This window comes from Acinetobacter sp. YH01021 (assembly GCF_013420255.1).
GTDB lineage: Bacteria > Pseudomonadota > Gammaproteobacteria > Pseudomonadales > Moraxellaceae > Acinetobacter.
In genome coordinates, this window is record NZ_VOYO01000007.1 from 119,583 (window position 1) to 142,346 (window position 22,764).

Annotated in this window: 23 protein-coding genes; 12 read left to right on the forward strand and 11 right to left on the reverse strand. The window is 43.9% G+C overall.

Annotated elements, in window-relative coordinates:
- Positions 1–166 precede the first annotated feature (166 nt).
- The 5 genes from glyQ (at position 167) to FTT86_RS07640 (ending at position 6,458) form a co-directional block, all read left to right on the forward strand.
- Positions 167–1,150 (forward strand): glycine--tRNA ligase subunit alpha, encoded by a 984-nt coding sequence (glyQ, locus tag FTT86_RS07620; RefSeq protein WP_004278542.1) that lies wholly within the window; start codon positions 167–169, stop codon positions 1,148–1,150.
- On the forward strand, positions 1,150–3,219 hold the full coding sequence (gene glyS, locus FTT86_RS07625) for a glycine--tRNA ligase subunit beta (protein WP_180180930.1): 2,070 nt from the start codon (positions 1,150–1,152) through the stop codon (positions 3,217–3,219). The genes glyQ and glyS overlap by 1 nt, the downstream gene beginning before the upstream one ends.
- A gap of 73 nt (positions 3,220–3,292) precedes the next feature.
- The gene (locus tag FTT86_RS07630) at positions 3,293–5,221 is read left to right on the forward strand and encodes an AAA family ATPase (RefSeq protein WP_180180931.1); all 1,929 of its coding nucleotides are present in this window, start codon (positions 3,293–3,295) and stop codon (positions 5,219–5,221) included.
- Between the two features lie 149 nt (positions 5,222–5,370).
- A complete protein-coding gene (locus tag FTT86_RS07635; protein ID WP_180180932.1) occupies positions 5,371–5,760 on the forward strand; it encodes a hypothetical protein in 390 nt (129 codons plus the stop codon).
- Between the two features lie 227 nt (positions 5,761–5,987).
- Positions 5,988–6,458 carry a hypothetical protein gene (locus FTT86_RS07640; protein ID WP_180180933.1) on the forward strand — a complete coding sequence of 157 codons (471 nt, stop codon included), beginning with the start codon at positions 5,988–5,990 and terminating at the stop codon, positions 6,456–6,458.
- A gap of 70 nt (positions 6,459–6,528) precedes the next feature.
- Here the strand turns inward: FTT86_RS07640 and FTT86_RS07645 are convergent, their stop codons facing one another.
- From FTT86_RS07645 to FTT86_RS07655, 3 genes are all read right to left on the reverse strand, one after another.
- A complete protein-coding gene (locus FTT86_RS07645; RefSeq protein ID WP_180180934.1) occupies positions 6,529–7,482 on the reverse strand; it encodes a 2-hydroxyacid dehydrogenase in 954 nt (317 codons plus the stop codon).
- Positions 7,483–7,571: 89 nt separating this feature from the next.
- On the reverse strand, positions 7,572–7,769 hold the full coding sequence (locus FTT86_RS07650) for a hypothetical protein (protein WP_082180547.1): 198 nt from the start codon (positions 7,767–7,769) through the stop codon (positions 7,572–7,574).
- Positions 7,770–7,893: 124 nt separating this feature from the next.
- Positions 7,894–9,165, reverse strand: a complete 1,272-nt coding sequence (locus tag FTT86_RS07655; protein ID WP_180180935.1) for a hypothetical protein — start codon at positions 9,163–9,165, stop codon at positions 7,894–7,896.
- 113 nt (positions 9,166–9,278) lie between these two features.
- On the opposite strand from FTT86_RS07655, the gene FTT86_RS07660 reads away from it, so the two are divergent.
- Positions 9,279–10,055 carry a class I SAM-dependent methyltransferase gene (locus FTT86_RS07660; protein ID WP_180180936.1) on the forward strand — a complete coding sequence of 259 codons (777 nt, stop codon included), beginning with the start codon at positions 9,279–9,281 and terminating at the stop codon, positions 10,053–10,055.
- A gap of 15 nt (positions 10,056–10,070) precedes the next feature.
- Positions 10,071–10,658 carry a hypothetical protein gene (locus FTT86_RS07665; protein WP_180180937.1) on the forward strand — a complete coding sequence of 196 codons (588 nt, stop codon included), beginning with the start codon at positions 10,071–10,073 and terminating at the stop codon, positions 10,656–10,658.
- A 150-nt stretch (positions 10,659–10,808) separates the two neighbouring features.
- Here the strand turns inward: FTT86_RS07665 and FTT86_RS07670 are convergent, their stop codons facing one another.
- Complete coding sequence (locus FTT86_RS07670; protein ID WP_180087202.1) at positions 10,809–12,008, reverse strand: TIGR03862 family flavoprotein; 1,200 nt, start codon at positions 12,006–12,008, stop codon at positions 10,809–10,811.
- 4 nt (positions 12,009–12,012) lie between these two features.
- Complete coding sequence (locus FTT86_RS07675) at positions 12,013–12,657, reverse strand: SAM-dependent methyltransferase (RefSeq protein ID WP_180087239.1); 645 nt, start codon at positions 12,655–12,657, stop codon at positions 12,013–12,015.
- Positions 12,658–12,742: 85 nt separating this feature from the next.
- On the opposite strand from FTT86_RS07675, the gene FTT86_RS07680 reads away from it, so the two are divergent.
- A complete protein-coding gene (locus FTT86_RS07680) occupies positions 12,743–12,916 on the forward strand; it encodes a DNA gyrase inhibitor YacG (protein ID WP_004278554.1) in 174 nt (57 codons plus the stop codon).
- A gap of 175 nt (positions 12,917–13,091) precedes the next feature.
- A complete protein-coding gene (locus FTT86_RS07685; RefSeq protein WP_004278555.1) occupies positions 13,092–13,274 on the forward strand; it encodes a hypothetical protein in 183 nt (60 codons plus the stop codon).
- 40 nt (positions 13,275–13,314) lie between these two features.
- Here FTT86_RS07685 and FTT86_RS07690 read toward each other — a convergent pair whose 3' ends face one another.
- From FTT86_RS07690 to FTT86_RS07710, 5 genes are all read right to left on the reverse strand, one after another.
- Positions 13,315–13,959 (reverse strand): MBL fold metallo-hydrolase, encoded by a 645-nt coding sequence (locus tag FTT86_RS07690; RefSeq protein ID WP_005108027.1) that lies wholly within the window; start codon positions 13,957–13,959, stop codon positions 13,315–13,317.
- Between the two features lie 22 nt (positions 13,960–13,981).
- Positions 13,982–14,995 (reverse strand): ferrochelatase, encoded by a 1,014-nt coding sequence (gene hemH, locus FTT86_RS07695; RefSeq protein ID WP_180087201.1) that lies wholly within the window; start codon positions 14,993–14,995, stop codon positions 13,982–13,984.
- A gap of 65 nt (positions 14,996–15,060) precedes the next feature.
- A complete protein-coding gene (locus tag FTT86_RS07700) occupies positions 15,061–16,089 on the reverse strand; it encodes a DUF4062 domain-containing protein (protein ID WP_180180938.1) in 1,029 nt (342 codons plus the stop codon).
- Between the two features lie 115 nt (positions 16,090–16,204).
- Positions 16,205–17,077 (reverse strand): glutamate racemase, encoded by an 873-nt coding sequence (gene murI, locus FTT86_RS07705; protein ID WP_005108030.1) that lies wholly within the window; start codon positions 17,075–17,077, stop codon positions 16,205–16,207.
- 48 nt (positions 17,078–17,125) lie between these two features.
- The gene (locus FTT86_RS07710; protein ID WP_180087200.1) at positions 17,126–17,737 is read right to left on the reverse strand and encodes a DUF1285 domain-containing protein; all 612 of its coding nucleotides are present in this window, start codon (positions 17,735–17,737) and stop codon (positions 17,126–17,128) included.
- A gap of 186 nt (positions 17,738–17,923) precedes the next feature.
- Here FTT86_RS07710 and FTT86_RS07715 point away from each other — a divergent pair, with 186 nt between their 5' ends.
- Positions 17,924–19,636, forward strand: coding sequence for an electron transfer flavoprotein-ubiquinone oxidoreductase (locus tag FTT86_RS07715; protein WP_180180939.1), 1,713 nt, complete (start codon positions 17,924–17,926; stop codon positions 19,634–19,636).
- A 211-nt stretch (positions 19,637–19,847) separates the two neighbouring features.
- Here FTT86_RS07715 and tusA read toward each other — a convergent pair whose 3' ends face one another.
- Positions 19,848–20,108, reverse strand: a complete 261-nt coding sequence (gene tusA, locus FTT86_RS07720; protein WP_004729361.1) for a sulfurtransferase TusA — start codon at positions 20,106–20,108, stop codon at positions 19,848–19,850.
- 201 nt (positions 20,109–20,309) lie between these two features.
- On the opposite strand from tusA, the gene FTT86_RS07725 reads away from it, so the two are divergent.
- Both FTT86_RS07725 and lnt read left to right on the forward strand, forming a co-directional pair.
- Positions 20,310–21,149, forward strand: coding sequence for an HlyC/CorC family transporter (locus tag FTT86_RS07725; protein ID WP_004278564.1), 840 nt, complete (start codon positions 20,310–20,312; stop codon positions 21,147–21,149).
- Complete coding sequence (lnt, locus tag FTT86_RS07730; protein WP_180087198.1) at positions 21,146–22,705, forward strand: apolipoprotein N-acyltransferase; 1,560 nt, start codon at positions 21,146–21,148, stop codon at positions 22,703–22,705. The genes FTT86_RS07725 and lnt overlap by 4 nt, the downstream gene beginning before the upstream one ends.
- Positions 22,706–22,764: the final 59 nt, after the last annotated feature.

Genomic DNA, 22,764 nt, shown 5'->3' on the forward strand with positions numbered 1-22,764 from the left:
TGTATCGGCCAGTACAGCTAAAATCTCAGTAAGCCTCTAAATGCCGCGTATTGTTTAAGCCTGTTTTATTTTTTTCAAAAAAGTATCCGTACATTAACCCTTTGCCACTCCCCTGCAAAGTCCTTATAATTGAGCACAATTTTTCTCTAATTTTAAGTGGATGACCATGAGTCGCGCCATATCGCATATTGATACCTTCCAAGGCTTAATTCTTGCCTTACAAACTTACTGGGCGGAGCAAGGCTGCGTCATTTTGCAACCTTATGATATGGAAATGGGTGCAGGGACATTCCACACTGCGACTTTCCTTCGTGCGCTGGGTCCTGAAACCTGGAATGCCGCTTACGTTCAACCGTCACGCCGTCCGAAAGATGGCCGTTATGGTGAAAACCCGAACCGTTTGCAACATTATTACCAATTCCAGGTGGTGCTTAAGCCAAACCCGGACAACATCCAGCAGCTTTATCTTGATTCATTAAAAGCGATTGGTATTGACCCACTGGTACACGACATTCGTTTCGTAGAAGACAACTGGGAATCTCCAACACTGGGTGCTTGGGGCTTAGGTTGGGAAGTTTGGTTAAACGGTATGGAAGTGACTCAGTTCACCTACTTCCAGCAAGTCGGCGGTGTTGAATGCTACCCAGTGACTGGCGAAATCACTTACGGTCTTGAACGTCTTGCGATGTACTTGCAAGGCGTAGACTCAGTTTACGATCTGGTTTGGACCAAAGGCCAGTTCGGTACGGTAACGTATGGCGATGTGTTCCATCAAAATGAAGTGGAACAATCGACCTATAACTTCGAATATGCCAACGTTGAAAAAATGTTTGAATTGTTCGATTTCTATGAAGCTGAAGCAACACGTTTAATTGAAGCGAAACTTCCACTTCCTGCATATGAGCAAGTCGTGAAAGCATCACACAGCTTCAACTTATTGGATGCGCGTGGCGCGATTTCTGTGACTGAACGTCAGCGTTACATTTTACGTGTACGTACATTGGCACGTTCTATTGCGACCAGCTATGTAGCAGCACGTGCGGAACTTGGTTTCCCAATGGCTGAACCTGCATTACGTGATGAAGTATTGGCACAATTAAAAGCGCAAGTTGAAGCAGAAGCGAAAGAAGCAAACAAGGAGAGCAAATAATGTCTAAACATACCGTTTTGTTCGAATTGGGTTGTGAAGAACTTCCACCAAAAAGCCTGAAAAAATTACGTGATGCTTTACATGCTGAAACGGTTAAAGGCTTAAAAGATGCGGGTCTTGCTTTTGATTCAATCAAAGCTTATGCAGCACCACGTCGTCTTGCACTTAAAATCGTCAATGTTGATGCTGCGCAAGCAGACACACAAAAACGTTTTGACGGCCCTGCTAAACAAGCAGCCTTTGATGCTGAAGGCAACCCGACTAAAGCACTTGAAGGCTTTATGCGTGGTCAAGGCATCACAGTTGATCAAGTATCGACTTTCCAAGCCGGTAAAGTTGAAAAAGTTTGCTATCTAAAAGACGTAAAAGGTCAAAGCCTTGACGTTTTATTGCCACAAATTTTACAAAATGCTTTAGACAACCTGCCAATTGCAAAACGCATGCGTTCTGCGGCGAGCCGTACTGAATTCGTACGTCCTGTGAAATGGGTTGTGTTGTTAAAAGACAACGACGTAGTTGATGCGACGATTCAAGATCACAAAGCCGGTAACGTGACTTTTGGTCATCGTTTCCACGCGCCAGAAGCGATCACTTTAACGCACGCTGACGAATACTTAAGCAAGCTTAAAGCAGCTCACGTTGTGGCTTCTTTTGAAGAGCGTCAAGCAATCATCGACCAACAAGTGAAAGCGCTTGCTGATGAAGTCAATGCCATTGCGATTGTACCAAGCGATCTTCGTGACGAAGTGACTGCATTGGTTGAATGGCCTGTTGCGCTACGTGCAAGCTTTGAAGAACGCTTCCTTGCTGTTCCTCAAGAAGCATTGATCACTACGATGCAGGACAACCAAAAATACTTCTGTTTGGTGAATAGCGACAATAAACTTCAACCGTACTTCATTACTGTGTCAAACATTGAGTCGAAAGACCCGACACAAATTATTGAAGGTAACGAAAAAGTTGTTCGCCCACGTTTGTCTGATGCTGAATTCTTCTTCCTACAAGATCAAAAGCAACCGCTTGCATCTCGTAAAGAAAAATTGGCGAACATGGTGTTCCAAGCAGAATTGGGTACGCTTTGGGACAAATCGACACGTATTGCGAAATTGGCTGTGGCACTTGCACCAATTACAGGTGCTAACCCTGCGGATGCTGAAAAAGCTGCCCTTCTTGCAAAATGTGACTTAACCTCTGAGCTTGTGGGTGAATTCCCAGAACTTCAAGGGATCGCGGGTACTTACTACGCACGTCTTGAAGGTGAAAATGCTGAAGTAGCTGAGTCTTTAGGTGAGCAATATCTTCCTAAATTTGCGGGTGACGTTTTACCGAAGACTAAAACAGGTACGACGATTGCCCTTGCGGATCGTTTAGACACGCTCACAGGTATTTTCGGGATCGGTCAAGCGCCTACAGGTTCTAAAGACCCGTTTGCACTCCGTCGTTCTGCGATTGGTATTTTGCGTCTTGTGACTGAAAACGAACTTGATGTTTCAATTGAAGATTTGATCAAACTTGCGCTTGCTGCGTATGGCGATGTATTGAAAGATCACGACAAGACTTTGACAGATGCAGTTGCATTCCTGGAAGGTCGTTACCGTGCGAAATACGAAGATCAAGGTGTTGCTGTTGATGTTATTCAAGCGGTTCAAGCCTTGTCACCAAAATCTCCGCTTGATTTTGACAAGCGTGTAAATGCAGTTAATCACTTCCGTGCATTGCCTGAAGCGGCTGCGCTTGCTGCTGCCAACAAGCGTGTTGCGAATATTTTAGCGAAAGAAGCGACACCTGAAGGTGCTGTGGTTGAAGCAAACCTGGTTGAAGATGCTGAAAAAGCTTTATTCGCTGAACTTGCGAAAATCACGCCTCAAGTTGAGCCGTTATTTGCTGCCAAAGACTACACGGCTGCGTTATCTGCACTTGCTGCATTACGTGCACCAGTGGATGCGTTCTTTGACGGTGTAATGGTGATGGCTGATGATGCTGCGCTTAAGTCAAACCGTTTGTTGATGCTTGCTCAGTTACGTGACTTGTTTACCAAAGTGGCTGATATTTCGGTGCTTCAGCATTAATACTAAGCATTTGTAAAATAATAAAAAAACCGTTATCTTTATAACGGTTTTTTTATATCGTGAAATAGAAGAAATGATTATTGGGATGTTCTTAAGGAATGTTAAAACTTATAGAAAAATAACCTACATTCCAATCAGTGATGGTGAAAAATTTTGTGGATTACTAGGTGACAATGGTGCAGGTAAAAGTTCCATTTTAGAAGCATTAGATAGTTTCTTTAATGATCGTCCTATCAATCCAAACCTTTCATATAAACAAACACCTGATCCAAAAAATTTGCCACATTTAGTACCTATTTTTTTATTAAAAAAAACATTATTTTCCGCGGAAGAAGCACTAACACTTCAGCCTATGCATGATTTTTTAATGCATGCTAATGACAAAACAGATGTACCTAGACCTAATATTTCTCAGCTTAAAAAGTTTTTAGAACATCGAGATAGTTTATTAAAATACACTGATACTGATGAATATTTTTTAATTGCCCTTGGAAAGGACTTTTTATCAAATATAAATTTATCAATTTTTCATAGAATAAATATTTACTATACAAATGAAGAAATACAAGATGATAATGTTTTAACACTCTACAATGAAATACTAGGTAAAATCTATACTAAAATTAAAGAGCATTTTGAATATATTTATATTCCGAGAGAAATTAATACTGAAACTTTTACACAACTTGAGACAAATGAAATCCAAAAACTAATGGGTGAAAATTTATATGAGGAGTTAGAAAAACTTATTACGGTTGCAAATATTAAAGAAATAAATCAAAAATTGAATAGCTATATTGATAATTTATCAAATGATTTAGTTGAATATACATATAGAACTTCTGGGCAACGTCAACAAAATTTAAAAGCACAACAACTATACAATCTTGTAATTCAAGCTTTTTTCAACATTAGAAAACTTTGCAAAAAAGAGAATAATGATTGGTTAGAAATTCATAAATTAAGTTCAGGTGAAAAGCAAAAAGCTTTATTGGATATCGCAGAAAATCTCTTAGAGAAAAGAAATGCCAATAAGCAAAATGTAATTCTAGCAATAGATGAACCAGAATCATCTTTACATATGTCATCATGTTATGAGGTTTTTAATCAACTTCACAATATGAGTTCAAATTGTCATCAATTATTATTTACTACTCATTGGTATGGTTTTTTACCTATAATCTCTAACGGAAATTCAACTGTTATCACAAAAGCAAATGATGATTCTCATACCGCAGACTTAGTAAATCTTTACCATTATAAAGAGCAAATTAAATCACTTACCGCAAGTTCTAAGGGTAGTTTTCCATCCAATATTAGGCTTAAAAGCACAAATGATTTAGTTCAATCTATCATTACTAGTTCAACCAGCGATGAACCATATAATTGGTTAATATGTGAAGGCTCTTCAGATAAAGTCTATTTAAATTACTACCTAAATGATTTAGTCGAAACTAAAAAATTAAGAATTATCCCAGTTGGTTCGGCTTCAGCAATAAAGCAATTATATAGTTATATATCAACAGCATATGAGGACTTTAAAACTGAAATTAAAGGTAAAATATTTTTATTAACAGATACTGATGAACAATTAGTTAGCTTCTCTGTTAAAAATGATGACCAACATAAAAATTTACGATGTAAACGACTTGCAAATTCAGAAGCTGAATTTAATACTCATTTAGTTAAAATCGATGATAATAAAATGACATCTCCAACAGTTATTGAGGATGTATTAAATGGTGATATTTACTCTAAAACTCTTGAATTATTTAAAGATGAATACAAGATGGACTTTCTTGAAGCAGCTCAATTTTATAAACAATATTGTTCTGCATGGTGTTATGTCTTGCCACCTCATCACAAAAAAGAAATCAAGAACTTCTTCAAGGAAGATGGAATTAAGTATAAGTTCTCAAAAAGTTATATTGAATTAGCTAAATTACATGACCATGAAATACCTGATTGGATACAAGAGTTGTATGAATGGTTTGATAAATAATATTTATATCAAATTACATTAGTTATTTAGCAAAAGCTTTTTGAATCATTTAACTAACAAATAAAGGAAAAGGCTTTGCCTAACACTATAGGAATATCACTATATATTTCATATACTCAAACCAACAACACTCAACAAGAAAGAATCATATGAAATTTAAAGCTCTTATTTTGACGGGTCTTGCGAGTATCGCAGTTACAGCTTGTACATCTGCACCAAAAATCCCGCAGCTTGAAGTTGGCGTCTTACAGGAAGTACAAGACCTCGAAGTATCTCCAGAAACCACCAACAACAAGGCAAAACTGACCAAGTTCCTCGACAAATGCGTGATTGAATTTACCGGCGATCTTGGCAATAACCGCGTCATCGAACAATGGTCATTTAAAGGCTTTACCCTGATGGATGCCGGTTCAGCAACTTTCCAGCGCGATGGAACCAGCACCGCACAAAAGTTTGATATGCATGCTGCCAATGTACAAAAGAATTTTCTTGCACTACGCCATCACTTTGCCAAAGATGCCTTAGCTCAATGTGACTAAAAAGATCGCCCTGTTTCTAGTCTCAGAACAGGGCTTTTATTTTGCTAAAAATCAATCCAAGGTTTCTCCTGATATCTACTGCCTTTCTTTAAAATTACAATATTCCGGCACAGATCAACCTGAAGGCACTGCACTCTTCACAGGATATTCATTGTTTTTGATCAATTATCCGTTACACTGAAAAACAAACTCAGACCGCACTTAGACGAATTCGAGGTCGATCCATAATGAATATCAAAACCCCAATTATTTTAACGACAGCTTTGATGCTTTCTGTCCCAGCATTCGCACAAACCACGACTCAGTCTGCTAAACCGGTTAAACCCTATGGTGAAAATCCGAACCTGCTGCATGTCTTTGCTTATAAAGCACAGGAAGGCGTGATTAATACCGCCGAGAAAGTCGGTGAAGCAACGGAAAAAGGCATTGCCAAAATCAAGCCAGGGGTAGACCGGGCCTGGAGCAATACCAAATCTGCAACCTCGGATACACTGCAAAAAGTAGATCAGGGAGCAACTCAGGCAGCCCAGCAAACTGGTCAGAAAATCCAGCAGACTAAAGAAGTCTGGCGTGGCAATTCACAGCAGGCACCTATCGTGCAGCAGCCTTTAAGCCAGTCAAATGCGACGCAAAACCCAAATACACCACAGACTCAACCCCAGTCTGGATCAGCCACCAGTTATGCGGTAACCGATTGATAAGAAAAGCCCGTGATGGGCTTTTTTATTTTTAGCGAATAAAACTATTATCTTGTATCGACGCGATCTATCAATTGACCTGTCGGATCGGCTGACCTTGTTTAAATGCTGCTACATTTTCCACCATCTGATCCACAATCCGTTGTCGTGCATCAACACTGCCCCACGCATTATGCGGTGTCACAATCAGGTTGGGAATCGTTGAATCAAGTAGTACATTGCCCTGTTTCGGTGGCTCTACCGTGAGTACATCCGTCGCTGCACCGGCAATCTTGCCTGCACGCAGAGCCTCAACCAATGCCGCTTCATCAACAATTCCACCACGCGCACAGTTAATTAAAAATGCACTGCTTTTCATTGCATCCAGTTCAGCATGACTGATTAAATGGTGGGTATCTTCAGTGAGTGGACAATGCAAAGTTAAAAAATCGACTTGAGGAAGCAGCTCGGTAAATGGGATACGGGATGCATCCGCCGGACGATTTGGCAGCGCGGCAATAAGCACTTTCATGCCAAAGGCCTCGGCCAGTTTCGCCACCGCATGACCCAGTTCGCCATAACCCACAATGCCCAATGTTTTTCCGGCCAGCTCGACAATTGGCGCATCCAGCAAACAGAACTGACTGGCTTTTTGCCATTCGCCTTGTTCTAATGCACGTTGATAAGACAGGAATGAAGTCGCCAGATTGAGCATCAACATGATGGTATGCTGCGCGACTGCCGAAGTGCCATAAGCCTGACAGTTACACACGACGATCCCTTGCGCTTTGGCCGCCTCAAGGTCGACATTATTGGTGCCGGTTGCAGAGATTAAAATGAGTTTGAGTTGAGGGCATTGCTGAATCGTAGCTGCATCGATCATCACCTTATTCGTAATGATGACATCGAAACCAGCTACACGGGATGCAATCTCGGCAGCCGAGGTCGCCGGATACAAAACCAGTGAATCAAATACTGCATGCAGTGCCTGAAAGTCCAAATCCTGCTGGTCTAAAGAAGCATAGTCTAAATAAACGGCTTTCATGGCTATTCCCTCAATCCTGTTTGACAATTTATGTCTGTCATTTAAAACAAGTCATTGAGGCTTTTCAACCTGTTTCCAGCCTGATGCAATTAATCCAGCGGTTTATCCATATGATTACGTAGTGACTTGCGGATTCGATACACCACATACACAGACAGAATAATCATAAAGATGATGGACGCACTGACCATGATCACTGCAGGATGCACAGTTTCTGCATGCGCCAGATTGGGTAGAACCAAACCGAAGATAAAACATACTTGCATCATCCGAGTCGCTTGCATCATAGAGATCCCCTTCTTCGTTTCAACCATCGGGAACGATATAATTGGTTTATTATTTATACCGCTTATCTCTATATTATGCCAAGCTCATCACAAGTCAAGTAATTGTTTTTTATAAAAATTTTAATTAATTTATCTCGCTGTGCGTCACAAACTGCGTATTTTTGTCACTATCGTCGATAAAAGCAGCAGCACCATACTCATTAGTACTCAGATTCAGCTGCTTATAGCTAAACATATAAAAATCGCTATAACGCTTCATTAAAATCGGGTGCATACCCAGACTGAGCTCATCCTGTTCCTTGATCAGTTTCATGATATGCCGGTCGTTCATCACCACCAAATAACGTTCATCATTCAGATTAATACTCAATAAACCATTACCTTTGGCATAAATCGGAATCAGAAATTTATGGTTCAGGGCAATTGCACCTTCTGCATAACTTTCGATTTTATGGCTGATGACATTAAATACCAGACCATGTCCATAGTGGTCCAATAACAGCTGACGATTTTCCTGCGGCAAATTCACATGAATGCCCAGTTTGAGCAGGTCATGCTGATCAACCTGTTTATTGCGTAACAGTTCCCGCAAAATCACCTGTTTCTGGCTGGCATCAAAAAACTGGTTATCCAGTTGCAGATCGTTATTTTTCAGAATGTGTCCCAAAGCCATGCGGTGTCGTGGCAAGACATTTTCAATCACCTTTCGATAATAGAACTTGCTGTTTTTCTTGACCCGACGCATTTTCTGATAGAAATAGCTTGGCTCATATTCATGCACCAAAAAGTCATACAGCAGCTCGGAACTGGCCAGAACGGCAATCGCATCATGTCCGGTAAAAGGCAAATGCAGCACATGATGATGCGGAATCAGCGCCTCTAATTTCAGATAATGGGCACGATCTTCGGCACAGTAGGGATCATAAACAATAATATATTCACACGCAGGGTTGATATCTTCGGCTGCAACCCGCATATTTGTATTCAGCTCTGGCTGATAGAACATGTTATAGCGGGCATCATGTACATCTTCCGGATCGATCGAGTATTGCGGCACCATCGCCACCACCCGTTGTACGCCCAAGGCACGGGAATATTTAATTGCAGCATAGCCGCCCATCGAACCGCCATAGGCAATACGCTGCTGAAACGGTGCAATCAGATCTGCGATGGCTTGCAACATGTTCCACATGGAACCTTGCGGAAACCAGGATTTATGCTTGGGCATAATGCCAAGCACATTAAACTCGAATTTCGCCAGTGACTTTTCTGCATTGATGTTGAGGCCCTTGGCACGGGTAATCAAATCGCCAAATGAAAAAATCAGTTCTGAAGAAGATCCCGGCATAAAAATCGCGCGTATATGTTCATCTTCAAAAACAATCTGCTTGTCCATAACTTTCCCGTGCTGGTAAATCGAACCCTTCCACAACAATTCAGTCAATGAACGCTGTCAAAAAAGTGAATATGCTATTTTATATCGATCAAAAAGATTAAAAAGCGCAAAATATGACACAATCATTACATCCTGCAGCAAAACAGGGTTTTAGTGCGTCGGCTGAGCTCTATCAGCAAGTGCGTCCCGATTATCCGGCAGAAATCAGCCAATGGCTGAGTGAAATGCTGGCTTTGCCTGCAGATGCGCATCTTTTGGATTTGGGCAGCGGCACCGGCAAGTTTATCCCCTATTTACGCCCGCTCAGTAAGCACATTATCGCGATTGATCCTGTCCCGGAAATGCTGGCTCAATTACAACAGGCGCATCCGGACATTCATGCTCTTGAAGGCGTTAGCCATCAACTTCCCCTGCCTGATCATAGCCTGAATGCGGTATTTTGTGCACAGTCATTTCACTGGTTTGCCGATTCTGCTACCTTACAAGAATTAGATCGGGTACTCAAACCGCAGGGTTATCTGGTGTTAATTTGGAATCAGCGCGATACTCGGGTGGACTGGGTTCAGGCCTTGGCCGATTGTATTGCCCCATTGGAAGGCGATACGCCGCGCTATCATAGCGGTGCCTGGCGCGAGGTCTTTGCACAGCAAACGCTATTTCAGCCCTATGCAGAAACCACAATGACCCAGCAACAGCATGGCAGTGTGGAGCAGGTAGTATCCAAGCGGCTGCTCTCGACCAGTTTTATTGCAGCCATGCCTGAACAACAGCAGGCACAGTTAAAACAACAATTTGAACAGATCATCCAGCAATATACAGCCAAAAGTGCAGAGGAAATGATCGATTTTCCTTATGTCACCCATATCTATGTGTTCAAGAAAAGTAATTAAAAACAGGAGCCGATCATGCATAAAATACCAGGAATGACACGAACGCTGTTATTCGCTGCGGCCATGCTGCTGATGGCATGTGACCAGAAAACGACCGAAACTCCGACTGAAGCCACAACAGATAATACGGCTTCAGATCAAGTCATGCAGGAACTGAAAACCGAGCCACTGAAAGACTTCCCTAAAACTGCTGATGATCCGCATGATATTGCTGCATTGACAGATTATGAACAGCGCTTTCAGGACATGAGTAGTGATCTGGAAAAAGAATTAAACAGCATGCGCGATGATGAAAATATGACAGAAGAATTTGTCCAGCAACGTCAGCGTGATCATGTCCAGTCAGCATTGAATATGTTGAAGGCTTTAGAACTGAAAACCGAACAGGGCCGCTATATTCAGGGCTTGATGTATCAATACTGGGAACATCAGGATCAATTACTCAATACTCCCAAGACTCAAGCTACACCTGTGAATGAAGCCAGTGAGAATGTAAAGGGTCTGGGGAAATATCTACACGCCCAAGAACAACTGGAACGCTGGCGTTCGCAATATCCGGATCTCGCCAAGAAAGAACCAGCTTCCCGGCAGGTGAAGGAATAGTCTAGGAGGCTAAATTGGCACACAGCTTAGATAAAATACAAAAATAATCTAAGCTAAGCTGGCAGCGTTAAAACAGCGTGAATGAACAAGGCCGGATCTGTTGAGTCTGCATTCAGTATAAATACTAGATCATCCTAGCTATAAAATGACTTAATCTGCTGTCAGAAACTGATGCACACCTTCACCCGCTGCACGCCCTGTGGCAAAACAGGCTGTCAGTAGATAACCGCCGGTCGGTGCATCCCAGTCCAGCATTTCTCCGCAAAGAAATACATGTGGGTTAGATTTCAATTGTAGCTGTTCTGACAACACTTCACGCTTGACACCACCTGCACAGCTAATCGCCTCTTCAATCGGGCGGAAACCTGTGAGTGGAATGGTCAAATGTTTAATTTTTTTGGCTAATTCAGCAGGATCTTGCCATACCGCTTTGGCCACCAGTTCCCGTACCAGAGCCGCCTTGGCACCGTCCAATCCGGCTTTACGCCAGACATTAGTTAAAGACTGCTTCTTACTTGGCTGTATTTTTTGCACAAGCTGTTCGATGCTTTGATTTGGGAAGAGGTCCAGATGCAGCTGCATAGGCTGCCCCTGTTTTAGTTGCTCGCGTAAGCCACGCCCCTGCTTATAGATCAGACCACTTTCCAGACCATAATGACTGATCACGATATCGCCGATGGTCTTTTCACCTTGCCCAACCCATGCTGCAACACGTTTCAGCGGCTGACCAAAGACTGGCTGCATAAACCGAGACCAAGGATATTCCACTCCGGCATTACTGGCTTGGAAAGGCTCAATTTCATCCGGTTTCAGCCATGCTTGCCATGCACCATCACTCCCCAACGCTGACCAAGACACTGCCCCACAAGCCAGAATAATGGCATCAAAATGTTCAGTGCGATATTCATTATTTTTCAGATCATGCAGCTCAAGCTGTTGTTGCTCTAACTGGCTGACTTTATGCCGGTAATGAAACTGAACATCATCACTGGCCAAACGCTTGAGCCAGGCACGCAGCAAGGGCGCGGCTTTCATCTCTGTAGGAAATACCCGGCCAGACGAACCGATATAAGGTTCAATACCAAGCTGCTTCATCCAGTCTTGAATCCAGAGCGCATCCCAGCGTTTGATCCAAGGAGACAACCACTCCACCTGATCATAACGTTGTACAAACTGTGGCACAGGCTCGGCATGGGAAATATTCAGACCGGTTTTGCCTGCCATCAGGAATTTACGCGCAGCAGACGGTTTCTGCTCATAGACATGCAGCTCATAATCAAACTGACTGAGCACTTCTGCTGCCATTAAGCCTGCGGGGCCTGCACCCACAATAGCAATGCGTTTGCTCATCTGATTATTCCGAGACGGTGGCATTCTGCCCTTGCAAAGGCTGGAAATCATCAAAACGTGTCACATAAGTTTCAGGCTTGCTGATGATCAGTTGCTGGCATAGTTCACCGCGCTCCAGATATTTAATTTCAAAATGGGTACGCGCCGAATCTGCAGCAATCACTTCTTTGACAAAAGGTAGCTTCCAGAGCTCTCGCACTTGTATTTCTGCTTCTTCGATATAGGCAGGAATATTACTGGCCAGCGTAATCGTTCCACCGGTTTTCAGGCGGGAAAGCAGAAACTCAAAAAATGGCATATTGACCCAGCGCTGTGCCGGATTATGCGGTTCAGGATTTGGATATAAAATAAAGAATCGTTCTACCTGCTGCGGATACAGTGCATGCACGATCCACGGTAAAGCATCGGCATGAACGGTTTGTAAATTAGTTTGACCCTCAACAGCATGCTGTTTTTGCATCGCCAGAAATTTTTCACGGGTACGTTCAATTGCAATCAGTTGAGTGTCTGGATTGTTCTTGCTGAATAACAAGGCATGTTTACCTTTACCCGCTCCCACTTCGACACAGACCGGTTCAGGACTGATGCTTTGAAACTCACGGGGCGCATGCATACGCTGTGCTTGAAATTGACGAATCGGCATAATCAGATCAAACTAATAAAAACCGCATAAGTCTAACAAGTGCGGCTATATTTGCCTAATCGAACCTTTATTTTTCTTTGGAGTTATTGTCATGCCTACCACTTTAAACTGTCCGCGCTGTGGCAAGCTGACCACATGGGAAGATAATGAATTCCGTCCTTTTTGCTCAGAACGTTGCAAAATGATTGATCTGGGGGCTTGGGCCAATGAGGAATATAGTTTGCCTACCCAGGATGCACCACAAGCCGACAACAGCGAAGAATAAAATGTCTTCCCTGTCGAAAATTTTGTCTGAAAGCAGAATCTTGTCGAAATTAAGTAAATAAATCATATGAGTTTTATAAAATTACTTAGATAAAGCAACACGAATTAACATCATTCATAAAGCCTTAGTATTATTGTTCTACTCTAAATTTTCACATTATTTTTAGAGCAATAATATGGGTTATATTATTTTAAGAGTCATATTAATTGGGGTCGGTCTACTCGCACTTCTTTCTTTGGGAGTCGGCATTTTCCAACAAGATAGTTTATTTATTGTATTGGGTGTGCTTTTTGCTTTTGCCGCTTGGCTCATACACATGCAAACGCGACAACTTCGCAATAATCCCTTTTCAGAATAAAAATAAAAGACCAAACTATGTTGGTCTTTTATTTACGCTTTTAACCCGCTTTACCTGCAACAAAAGGATTATGCTGCTTTTCAAAACCAATGGTGCTGATCGATCCATGTCCTGAAATGAATTGAGTTTCATCCGGCAGACTAAAACATTCTCTCTGAATGGAATCTAAGAGCTGCTGATGGTTGCCACGCGGGAAATCAGTCCGGCCAATTGAACCTTTAAACAATACATCCCCTGTCCATAACAAGTCATAATTTTTGTTATAGAACATCACATGACCTGGCGTATGGCCTGGAGCAAAACGCACTTCAAATTCTTCATTGCCGAGTTTGAGCACTTCTCCACCTTCCAGCCATTGGGTCACTTCGACTTTTTCCGGAATCGGGAAGCCATAACGTGCAGAAACTTCCTGAATCATGTCGAGCCAGAATGCATCTTCCTTATGCGGTCCAATCACCGGTACATCCCAAGCCTTTTTTAACGCACCCACCGCACCCGCATGATCCAGATGGCCATGAGTGAGCCACAAGGCTTTAACCGTTAAACCCAGCGCTTCAACTTCAGCTTTCAGTTTTTCAGGTTCGCCCCCAGCATCAATCAAAATGGCTTCTTTAGTTTCCGTATCCCAAACGATGGAACAGTTTTGCTGAAATGCAGTAACTGGAACAATTTTGACTTGTAACATGGGGTGAAAAACCTCGGGCAAGTTAATGGGTAAGTGTCTGTGTCAATGCATCCAGATTAGCCTGAAGCAGACTATTGAGCAATCGCAAATGATCTTCACGGCTATTTAATGCCGGAATGTAACTATAGCTTTCACCGCCGAGTGCTTTAAAAATCTCGGCATTTTCGATTGCCAGCTCTTCAAGCGTTTCCAGACAGTCCGCGGAAAATGCTGGACTCATTACTTGAATTGATTTCACCCCCTGCTTAGCCCAATCTTCAAGCAAAACATCGGTATAGGGCTTGATCCATTCCTGTTTGCCAAACCGCGACTGGAAGCTGATCGCATATTGATCTTCGCTTAAACACAAGGCTTTAGCCAACAGCTTGCCAGTTATGCGGCAACGGTCGGCATAAGGATCGCCTTTATCAGCATAGGGCTGTGGAATACCGTGGAAAGACATCAACAATTTCTCTGGCTGACCATGAATTGCCTGATAGTCCCGTACACTTTGAGCCAGCGACTGGATAAATAAAGGATGTTGATAATAATCCCGGATCACTGTCAAACCGGGTAAATTGCGCTGTTTAACCACCCATTTCGCCACAGCATCGTATAGAGGTGCGGTCGACGTGGCTGAATATTGGGGAAACAGGGGAAATAGAATCACGTGTTCCTGTGGCTGCGCGGAGACTTGTGCCAAGACATCCTGAATGTTGGGATTGCCATAAGTCATGGCAGGCACCACATTCAGCTCAAACTGTGGATACAGCTGGGTGAGATGCGTCTTGACTGCTGCGACCTGCTCAAACAGAATTTCACGCATCGGCGAATCCTGTCCCCATACTTGCGCATAGGCCTGTGCTACCCGCTTTGGACGGAAGGGCAAAATGAATAAGCGCAGAATGATTTGCCAGATCGGTTTGGGAATTTCAATCACACGCTGATCAGATAAAAACTGCTTGAGGAAACGGCGTACCGCTGGAATCGTAGGCTCATCTGGTGTGCCCAAGTTTGCCAATATAATCGTCACTTTCGCTTTAGCAGGAGAATACATTCAGTTCGTCCGTCAGGATATCAACCCCTGTACTTTAACAGCTTTTTATTTATTCTCTCTATGGATTAATACGCTGACTTATATTGAAAAGTGCGATCTAAATCCAGCAAGCTGCTGTCCAGCAACTTTTGCGCTTTTGGCGTGATCTGCCACAGCATGCGCTGTCGGTCATCACGACCGGATGGCACAATCCAGTCATTCTGGCGCATTTGAATTTTTAAACTATGCAAGGCACGGATATTCATCTGGGCACGCGCCACTGCATGTGCACGCGGCATCTGTACCCGTGCATCCTGCAAACCGGTTTCATTCAGATATTCATTCATGCGCTTCGAGAAAAATTCCTCAGGGGTCGGATTGAAAAAGGTGGAGCCCAGCAACGCCAACAATTGCGCCCAAGTCAGTTTCTTCTGGACTTTGATTTCCTTGAAGTTACCATCCTGATAAGCATGCATCCGGTATTCAAAAGAAAAAATTTCATGCATCGCTACTTTGGGCAAGCTCAGGAATGGATCAACTTCTGCAGTTCCGCCATCACGTTCCAGTTGAGCCACTTTGGCTTTAAGCTGGTCAATCTCGTCATGCAGCGCCTGGGTATTTTGCGGACGCACCCAGCCGGTCACCGGATAGCGCTCCAGCATTTGCGGCATGTTAAAACGCACTGCCATTTCCAGATCGCGCAGGCTGCGGTAAGTAAAGACCTGATCGACTTCCTGCTGTAATAGTTGACGGAATTCCTTGAATTTTTCCTGTAATTCCGGTTTGGCATCATGCAATGCACTTTCACGTGATGCCGGATCATCATGCATAAACACAATAATCGGTTTTTGCTTGGTCACTGCATAAATATATTCGAGATGCATATAGCCAACACCCGATACCGACTGCTCTCCATACTGGCTTCCCAGCAGAATCACGACATAATCACAGTCATCAATCTGGCGGCGTGCAAATGCAGTATTCAGCGGTGTACGCTGTTCCAGTCCCCACGAGAAAAACCCCATTCCTACCAGTGTTTGAGACAGAATGATACGCTCCGGTTGCATTTCTGCCCCAGAGGTTGAGATGAACACTTGGTACCGTTTATCCAGCATGGGCTATCCTCTTCTCCTGTACATTTGCGTAAAAATGCATTATCACATGCTTCTTTACCCAATATGGCCACCCCAAAATCAAAATATCTTTCTTCTTAAATTATAAAAATGAGTTTTAAACTGCACTCATATTACTGACCTGCCATTTTAAATCGGCCGGAATCAGGTGCTGCAAAATCGGTCGGAGCTGTTCAGCATTCTGCCCACTCACCACCAATTCAATTTTCACGCTTTCTTTAGACTTATGCTCAAATAATAACCCATTTTTAATTAAAATTCGGGCCGTTTGTCTTGCAACCGCGAATCCTGAGTCAATTAATGTCAGCTTTTGACCAAAAATATACTGAATTGACGATTTTAGGAAGGGGTAATGTGTACATCCTAACACTAAATAATCAGCGCCCTGATCTACAACTGGTTGTAAAATCTCTTTTAATGTCTGCAAACAGGCTGCACTCATCTGCTCCCCAGCCTCAACAAAAGGCACCAGATCCAGACTGGTCACAGGCAGGACTTTGACTTGAGCCGGTTCGGCAAAACGGGAAATGACATCTTTAATCAGTTGGCCGCGGAAGGTCGCGGGCGTGGCCAATACCGCCACCGTTTTCGACTGGGTATTCAGGACCGCCGGTTTAAGCGCGGGTACTAAACCGATAATCGGAAAGTTTTCACCATAATAGTCACGCAAATAATCCAGACTAAAAGCGGAAGCGGTATTACAAGCCACCACCGCAACTTTACAACCTTGACGATAAAGCCATTCAATCGCCTGAGCCGTCAAGGCACGAATTTCCTGATCATCTCTCGGACCATAAGGCACATGCGCAGTATCCGCATAATAGACAAAGCGCTCATTAGGCAAATGACGGGCAATTTCCAGGGCGACTGACAAGCCGCCTACGCCTGAGTCAAAAATGCCAATAGGCGCATCTGCCGTGGCATTGGGCATCGAGTCTAATAGCTGGGAAATTGGTTGAATAGCGCTCATAACGTTGCAGGTGGCTTGTTTGAAATTTCTAGCGTTCAAGCTTAAACCTCAGGTGCTCAAATGCAAGTCTAAATCACCACTTTTCAAACTTAAAACGGTTTCGCCTGCCGGATTTTCATCAAGCTCTCCCATCTCGACCAGATGTAAAAATGCCGCACGCTGAATCAGTGCATTAATCCCAAAACGCACATGCACATAAGGCCTCAACTCACCTTTATATTCACGCATAAAGATTGGATGTTCAGCATCAACAACAATCAGGTCTTGCGTGGTCGTGCCCAGTTGCAGATAAATCCTTCCATTAATTTCAACCTGATCGACCTGATTGACAAATAAAGGTTCATCTTCAACTTCGATTTCAATCATTTCTACTGGTGTTTTTAGATAGAATTTATCGTTTTCTTTCCAGAGCACCGTTGCAAACAGGTCAATCATCGGCTGACGCTTGATCAATTGACCTTCGTGCCACCATTCGCCGTTGGCTAAAACCTTGAGATCCATTGTGCCACAATGCTTTGGCTGCCATTGCTCCAAAGGGGGTATTGACCTTTTGTGACTGCCCTGTGCATCTTTTAAGTATTGTGCGATATCCATTAAATTTTTATCATCGGGATAAGTTACTTTTTTCGTCGGATTTGTGCTGGGTACTGGCTTATCCATAAAAGAAGACCTTAATGACGGAAAAATAATATGTTTCAGCCAATTGGCTAAAACCGGCTTTAAAACTATACTAGCCCAGATTATCAAAGACACCAGCATTTTTGTGTCTAGGAACCAAGAACACTTATGGCAGCACCCAATCATATGATTATGGTTGCCACCGAATAGTAATATGAGGAGTCCTACATGGAACACATCGAACGTGAATCGATGGAGTTTGACGTCGTCATCGTAGGCGCAGGCCCTGCGGGTCTTTCTGCTGCGATCAAAATCCGTCAACTTGCAATTGAAAACAACTTAAACGATTTGTCCGTTTGTGTCGTAGAAAAAGGCTCCGAAGTCGGTGCGCATATTCTGTCTGGTGCTGTACTTGAACCGCGTGCCATAAACGAGCTGTTCCCGGACTGGAAAGAACAGGGTGCCCCGCTGAATGTCCCGGTGACTGAAGATAAAACCTTCTTCCTGCTGTCAGATGAAAAATCACAGGAAGCACCGCACTGGATGGTGCCTAAAACCATGCATAACGATGGCAACTATGTCATCTCGCTCGGCAATGTGGTGCGCTGGTTAGGCCAGAAAGCGGAAGAACTGGAAGTGTCGATCTTTCCGGGCTTTGCCGCGTCTGAAATTCTGTATCATGCCGATGGTACAGTCAAAGGCATCCAAACCGGTGATATGGGTATTGGTAAAGATGGCGAACCAACGCATAACTTTACCCCGGGTTATGAACTGCATGCCAAATACACAATTTTCGCTGAAGGCTGTCGTGGTCACTTAGGTAAACGTCTGATCCAGAAGTTCAACCTGGACAAGGACGCTGATCCGCAACACTACGGTATCGGCATTAAAGAGCTTTGGGAAATCGATCCTGCCAAGCATAAACCGGGTCTGGTCATGCATGGTGCCGGCTGGCCACTAAATGAAACTGGTTCTTCAGGTGGCTGGTGGTTATACCATGCTGAGAATAACCAGGTGACTCTGGGCATGATCGTAGATCTGTCTTACACCAACCCGCATATGTATCCCTTCATGGAAATGCAGCGCTGGAAAACCCATCCATTGATCAAGCAGTATCTGGAAGGTGGTAAGCGTATTTCTTATGGTGCGCGTGCTGTGACCAAAGGTGGTTTTAACTCACTACCAAAATTCACCTTCCCGGGTGGCTCATTGATTGGTGATGATGCCGGCTTCCTGAACTTTGCCAAGATCAAGGGTTCTCATACGGCAATGAAATCCGGCATGCTCTGCGGTGAAGCGGTCTTTGAAGCGATAGCTGCCGGTGTAGAAAAAGGCGGTGATCTGGCGGTGGCACGTGTGGCTGAAGGTGAAGATTTCTTCGTGAAAGAACTGACCGCGTATACCGACAAGTTCAACAACAGCTGGCTGAAAGAAGAGCTATATAACTCGCGTAACTTTGGCCCGGCAATGCACAAGTTCGGTCAATGGATCGGCGGCGCGTTTAACTTCATCGATCAGAACGTGTTTAAAGTGCCATTTACCCTGCACGATCTGGTTCAGGATCATGCTGCGTTGAAAACCCAGGCGGCTGAAAGCTTCAAGCCAAACTATCCAAAACCGGATGGCAAGCTGACCTTTGACCGTCTGTCTTCAGTGTTTGTCTCGAATACGGTCCATGAAGAAAACCAGCCAGCGCATTTAAAACTCACCGATGCCTCTATTCCGGTGGAAGTCAACCTGCCGACATGGGACGAGCCTGCGCAGCGTTACTGCCCGGCGGGTGTCTATGAAATTATGGAAAATAATGACGGTTCCAAGCGTTTCCAGATCAATGCAGCCAATTGTGTGCACTGCAAGACCTGTGACATCAAGGATCCTTCCCAGAATATCACTTGGGTAACACCGGAAGGTGGTGGTGGTCCGAATTACCCGAATATGTAATTTGGATAGTTCTTGCGCAGCAGTGCTGTTCATATCCGAACATTTAATCTGATTATCAGATAAAAAATAAACCCGCTTTTAAGCGGGTTTATTTGTGGATAAATATTTAAAATTTCAGTTCTTGCCCATTCATCTATTTAATTTCACAGATTTGTGGAGTTTTATTTCCTAAATAGGGACAGATCATTGAGCTCATCTGTCGTTTATCTCTTTAGCCGCCTTTCTTCACTAAATAATGAAATTCTTTATTGCCATTTTCATCCAGACGTTCTTCCTGCAATAGCAACTCATGCCCCAAATGCATACAGAATTTTGGAATATCCCACGACGTTGAATTATCCGTGGCAAACACCTCAACCACATCACCTGCCTTGGATTTACGGATCGCCTGATGCAACATCATCACTGGCTCAGGACAACGCAAACCTCGGGTATTCAATTGCAGACTTGGAATAATTTCAGTTGGAGACATCGATAGACTCAGGATGGAAAGACCGCCATATTTTAGCATAAAGCTGCGATTACATTGCTGCTTTGCATACGTGGCCAGTTTTAAAATCAGCGCTGACTCACGCGATCAAGACTGCGCATCATATTTACAATAGACAAGCGTATTTTCTGCGGTATGATAAAACCACGTTTTTTTAGATATTAAGAGTCTTCAGGAAAAATCATGCACGAGGAATCAGGCCCGTCGTGGGGTATGCGCGGCTTACGCAAATGGCTGGGAACTGCACCCGAAACTCGCGACGAACTGCTAAAATTAGTACAAGATTCACGTCGATTTTTAGAACCCGATACTGTTGCCATGCTTGAGGGCGTTCTTGACCTCCCGGCAACCAAAATTCGTGAAGTCATGACGCCTCGCACGTCCATGATCAGCTTACAGGAAGATGATCAACTGCTGGATATCCTGCATGTGCTCGTCGAGTCTGCGCATTCACGTTTTCCGGTATTTTCTTCCGATCAGACCGACAATGTGGTGGGCATTCTATTGGCCAAGGATTTATTGCCTTTTCTGACTGAGCCGACGGCCAAAGTCGATATTCGCGCGCTTATGCGTCAACCTTTGTTTGTTCCGGAAAGTGCCCGCTCCGATCAGGTGCTGCGCATGTTAAAGAATACCCAGACGCATATTGCGGTGGTGATTGATGAATACGGTACGACTTCGGGTCTGGTGACACTGGAAGATATTCTGGAAGAAATTGTCGGTGAAATTGAAGATGAACATGACAATGCTGACGAAGAAGCATACTACATTGTTCCGGATAACGACCCGACTACCGCCAATACCTGGGTAGTCCAAGCCCTGACTCCGATTGAGTATTTCAATAATATGCTGGATGCGACTTTCCCTGATGATGAAGTGGAAACCATGGGCGGCTTGTTATTACAGGAAATTGGTCTGGTGAGTGACCTTGAAGGTCAAACCATTGAACTGGAAAACTGGCAATTTACCATTCTTGAGGCGGATTCACGCTCTATTCATCTAATTCGAGCCGTGCGCCAATGAGAGCGTATTTCGATAAGCTGTTGAGTTCGTCTCAACAGCAAAAACCTTTGCCGCTAATCTATCCTGTTTTAATTGCCTTATTTGCAGGTGCTATCTTTAGTTTGGCACTAGCCCCTTATCATTACTGGTGGCTGGCGATTCTGTCTCCAGCACTGCTCTATGCTTGCCTGCGCGGACGTAGCGCAAAACAGGCCTTTGGCATTGGCTGGGCTTATGGGATTGGCTTGTGGTTTGTCGGCGCATTCTGGCTGTATACCTCAATTCATGTCTATGGCGATACCAGTGCATTTCTCAGCGTCGTGATGATCCTGATTATGGCGCTGGTGATGGGTCTGTTTAGTGCCGTTCAAACGTTTGTCTATCGCCGCTTTTTCCCGGAAACACCTTTAACCTTTGCCCCGCTCTGGGTGCTGTTTGAATGGTCCAAGACCTGGGTCTTTACCGGATTCCCATGGCTGTTTGCTGGTTATGCCTTTACCGAACGCTACCTAGATGCTTATGCGCCATTATTCGGGGTGTTTGGGGTATCTTTCGTGGTGATCATTCTGGCCTGTGCGCTGGTTGAGATCCTGAATAGACGCCTGTTCTGGGCCATTCCTTCCGCCATCTTGTTACTCGGTGCCTGGGGCGCAGCACAACTGACGTTTGTTGAGGAAAAAGATCAAAAACCTTTAACGGTTTCCCTGATTCAGGGCAATATTCCGCAAGACCTGAAATGGCTGACTGAATATCAGGTGAAGACCTTATTGATTTATGCCAATTTGAGTAAAACCGAATGGGGTCGCGATCTGATCGTCTGGCCGGAGTCTTCGATTCCCATGTTCCAGACTGATATTGAAGCCTTTCTGGAAGCCATGAAAGTACAGGCTGAAAAATCGGGTACGGCCTGGGTGACCGGCATTCCGTATTGGGATTTAGCAGAATCACAGGCTGCGGGCTATCCAAAATATTACAATAGCATTATGGCCAGCGGCGATGATTCTGATGGGCTATACAAGAAGCAACGACTGGTTCCTTTTGGTGAATATATTCCCTTATCAGGCTGGTTGAGCTGGGTATTGCCAGGTCTACAAAATGATCCTTCCATGAGCGGTTTTACCCGAGGCGCAGATCATCAAAAACCATTAAATGTGAAAAATCATCCATTGGGTTCTGCAATTTGCTATGAAGTGGCTTACCCGAATTTGACCCGTCGCAATGCCAGTCAAAGCGATTTTCTGGTGACTGTGTCTAATGATGCCTGGTTTACCGGCACGGCAGGACCGTTACAGCATCTGCAAATGGTGCAAATGCGTGCTAAAGAAAATGGCCGCTGGTTTATTCGGGCGACCAATACTGGTGTAACTGCGTTTATTGATCACAATGGTCATATTGTGAAAAAAGCTCCGATGGATCAGGAAGCAGTATTACGTGGCGAACTTCCAGCCATGCAGGGTGAAACGCTGTATATGAAACTCAGCGATTGGCCAGTGATGATCTTCTCGGTTCTGCTTTTGCTTATGGGATGGCGCTTCCGTCCACGCAAAGTGGATGTCAGCTTTAAATCTAGACGGTAATTTTTTCAAGTACCCCTTTTACAAAGGGGGACTTAGGGGATTCCTGAATATAGCATCTT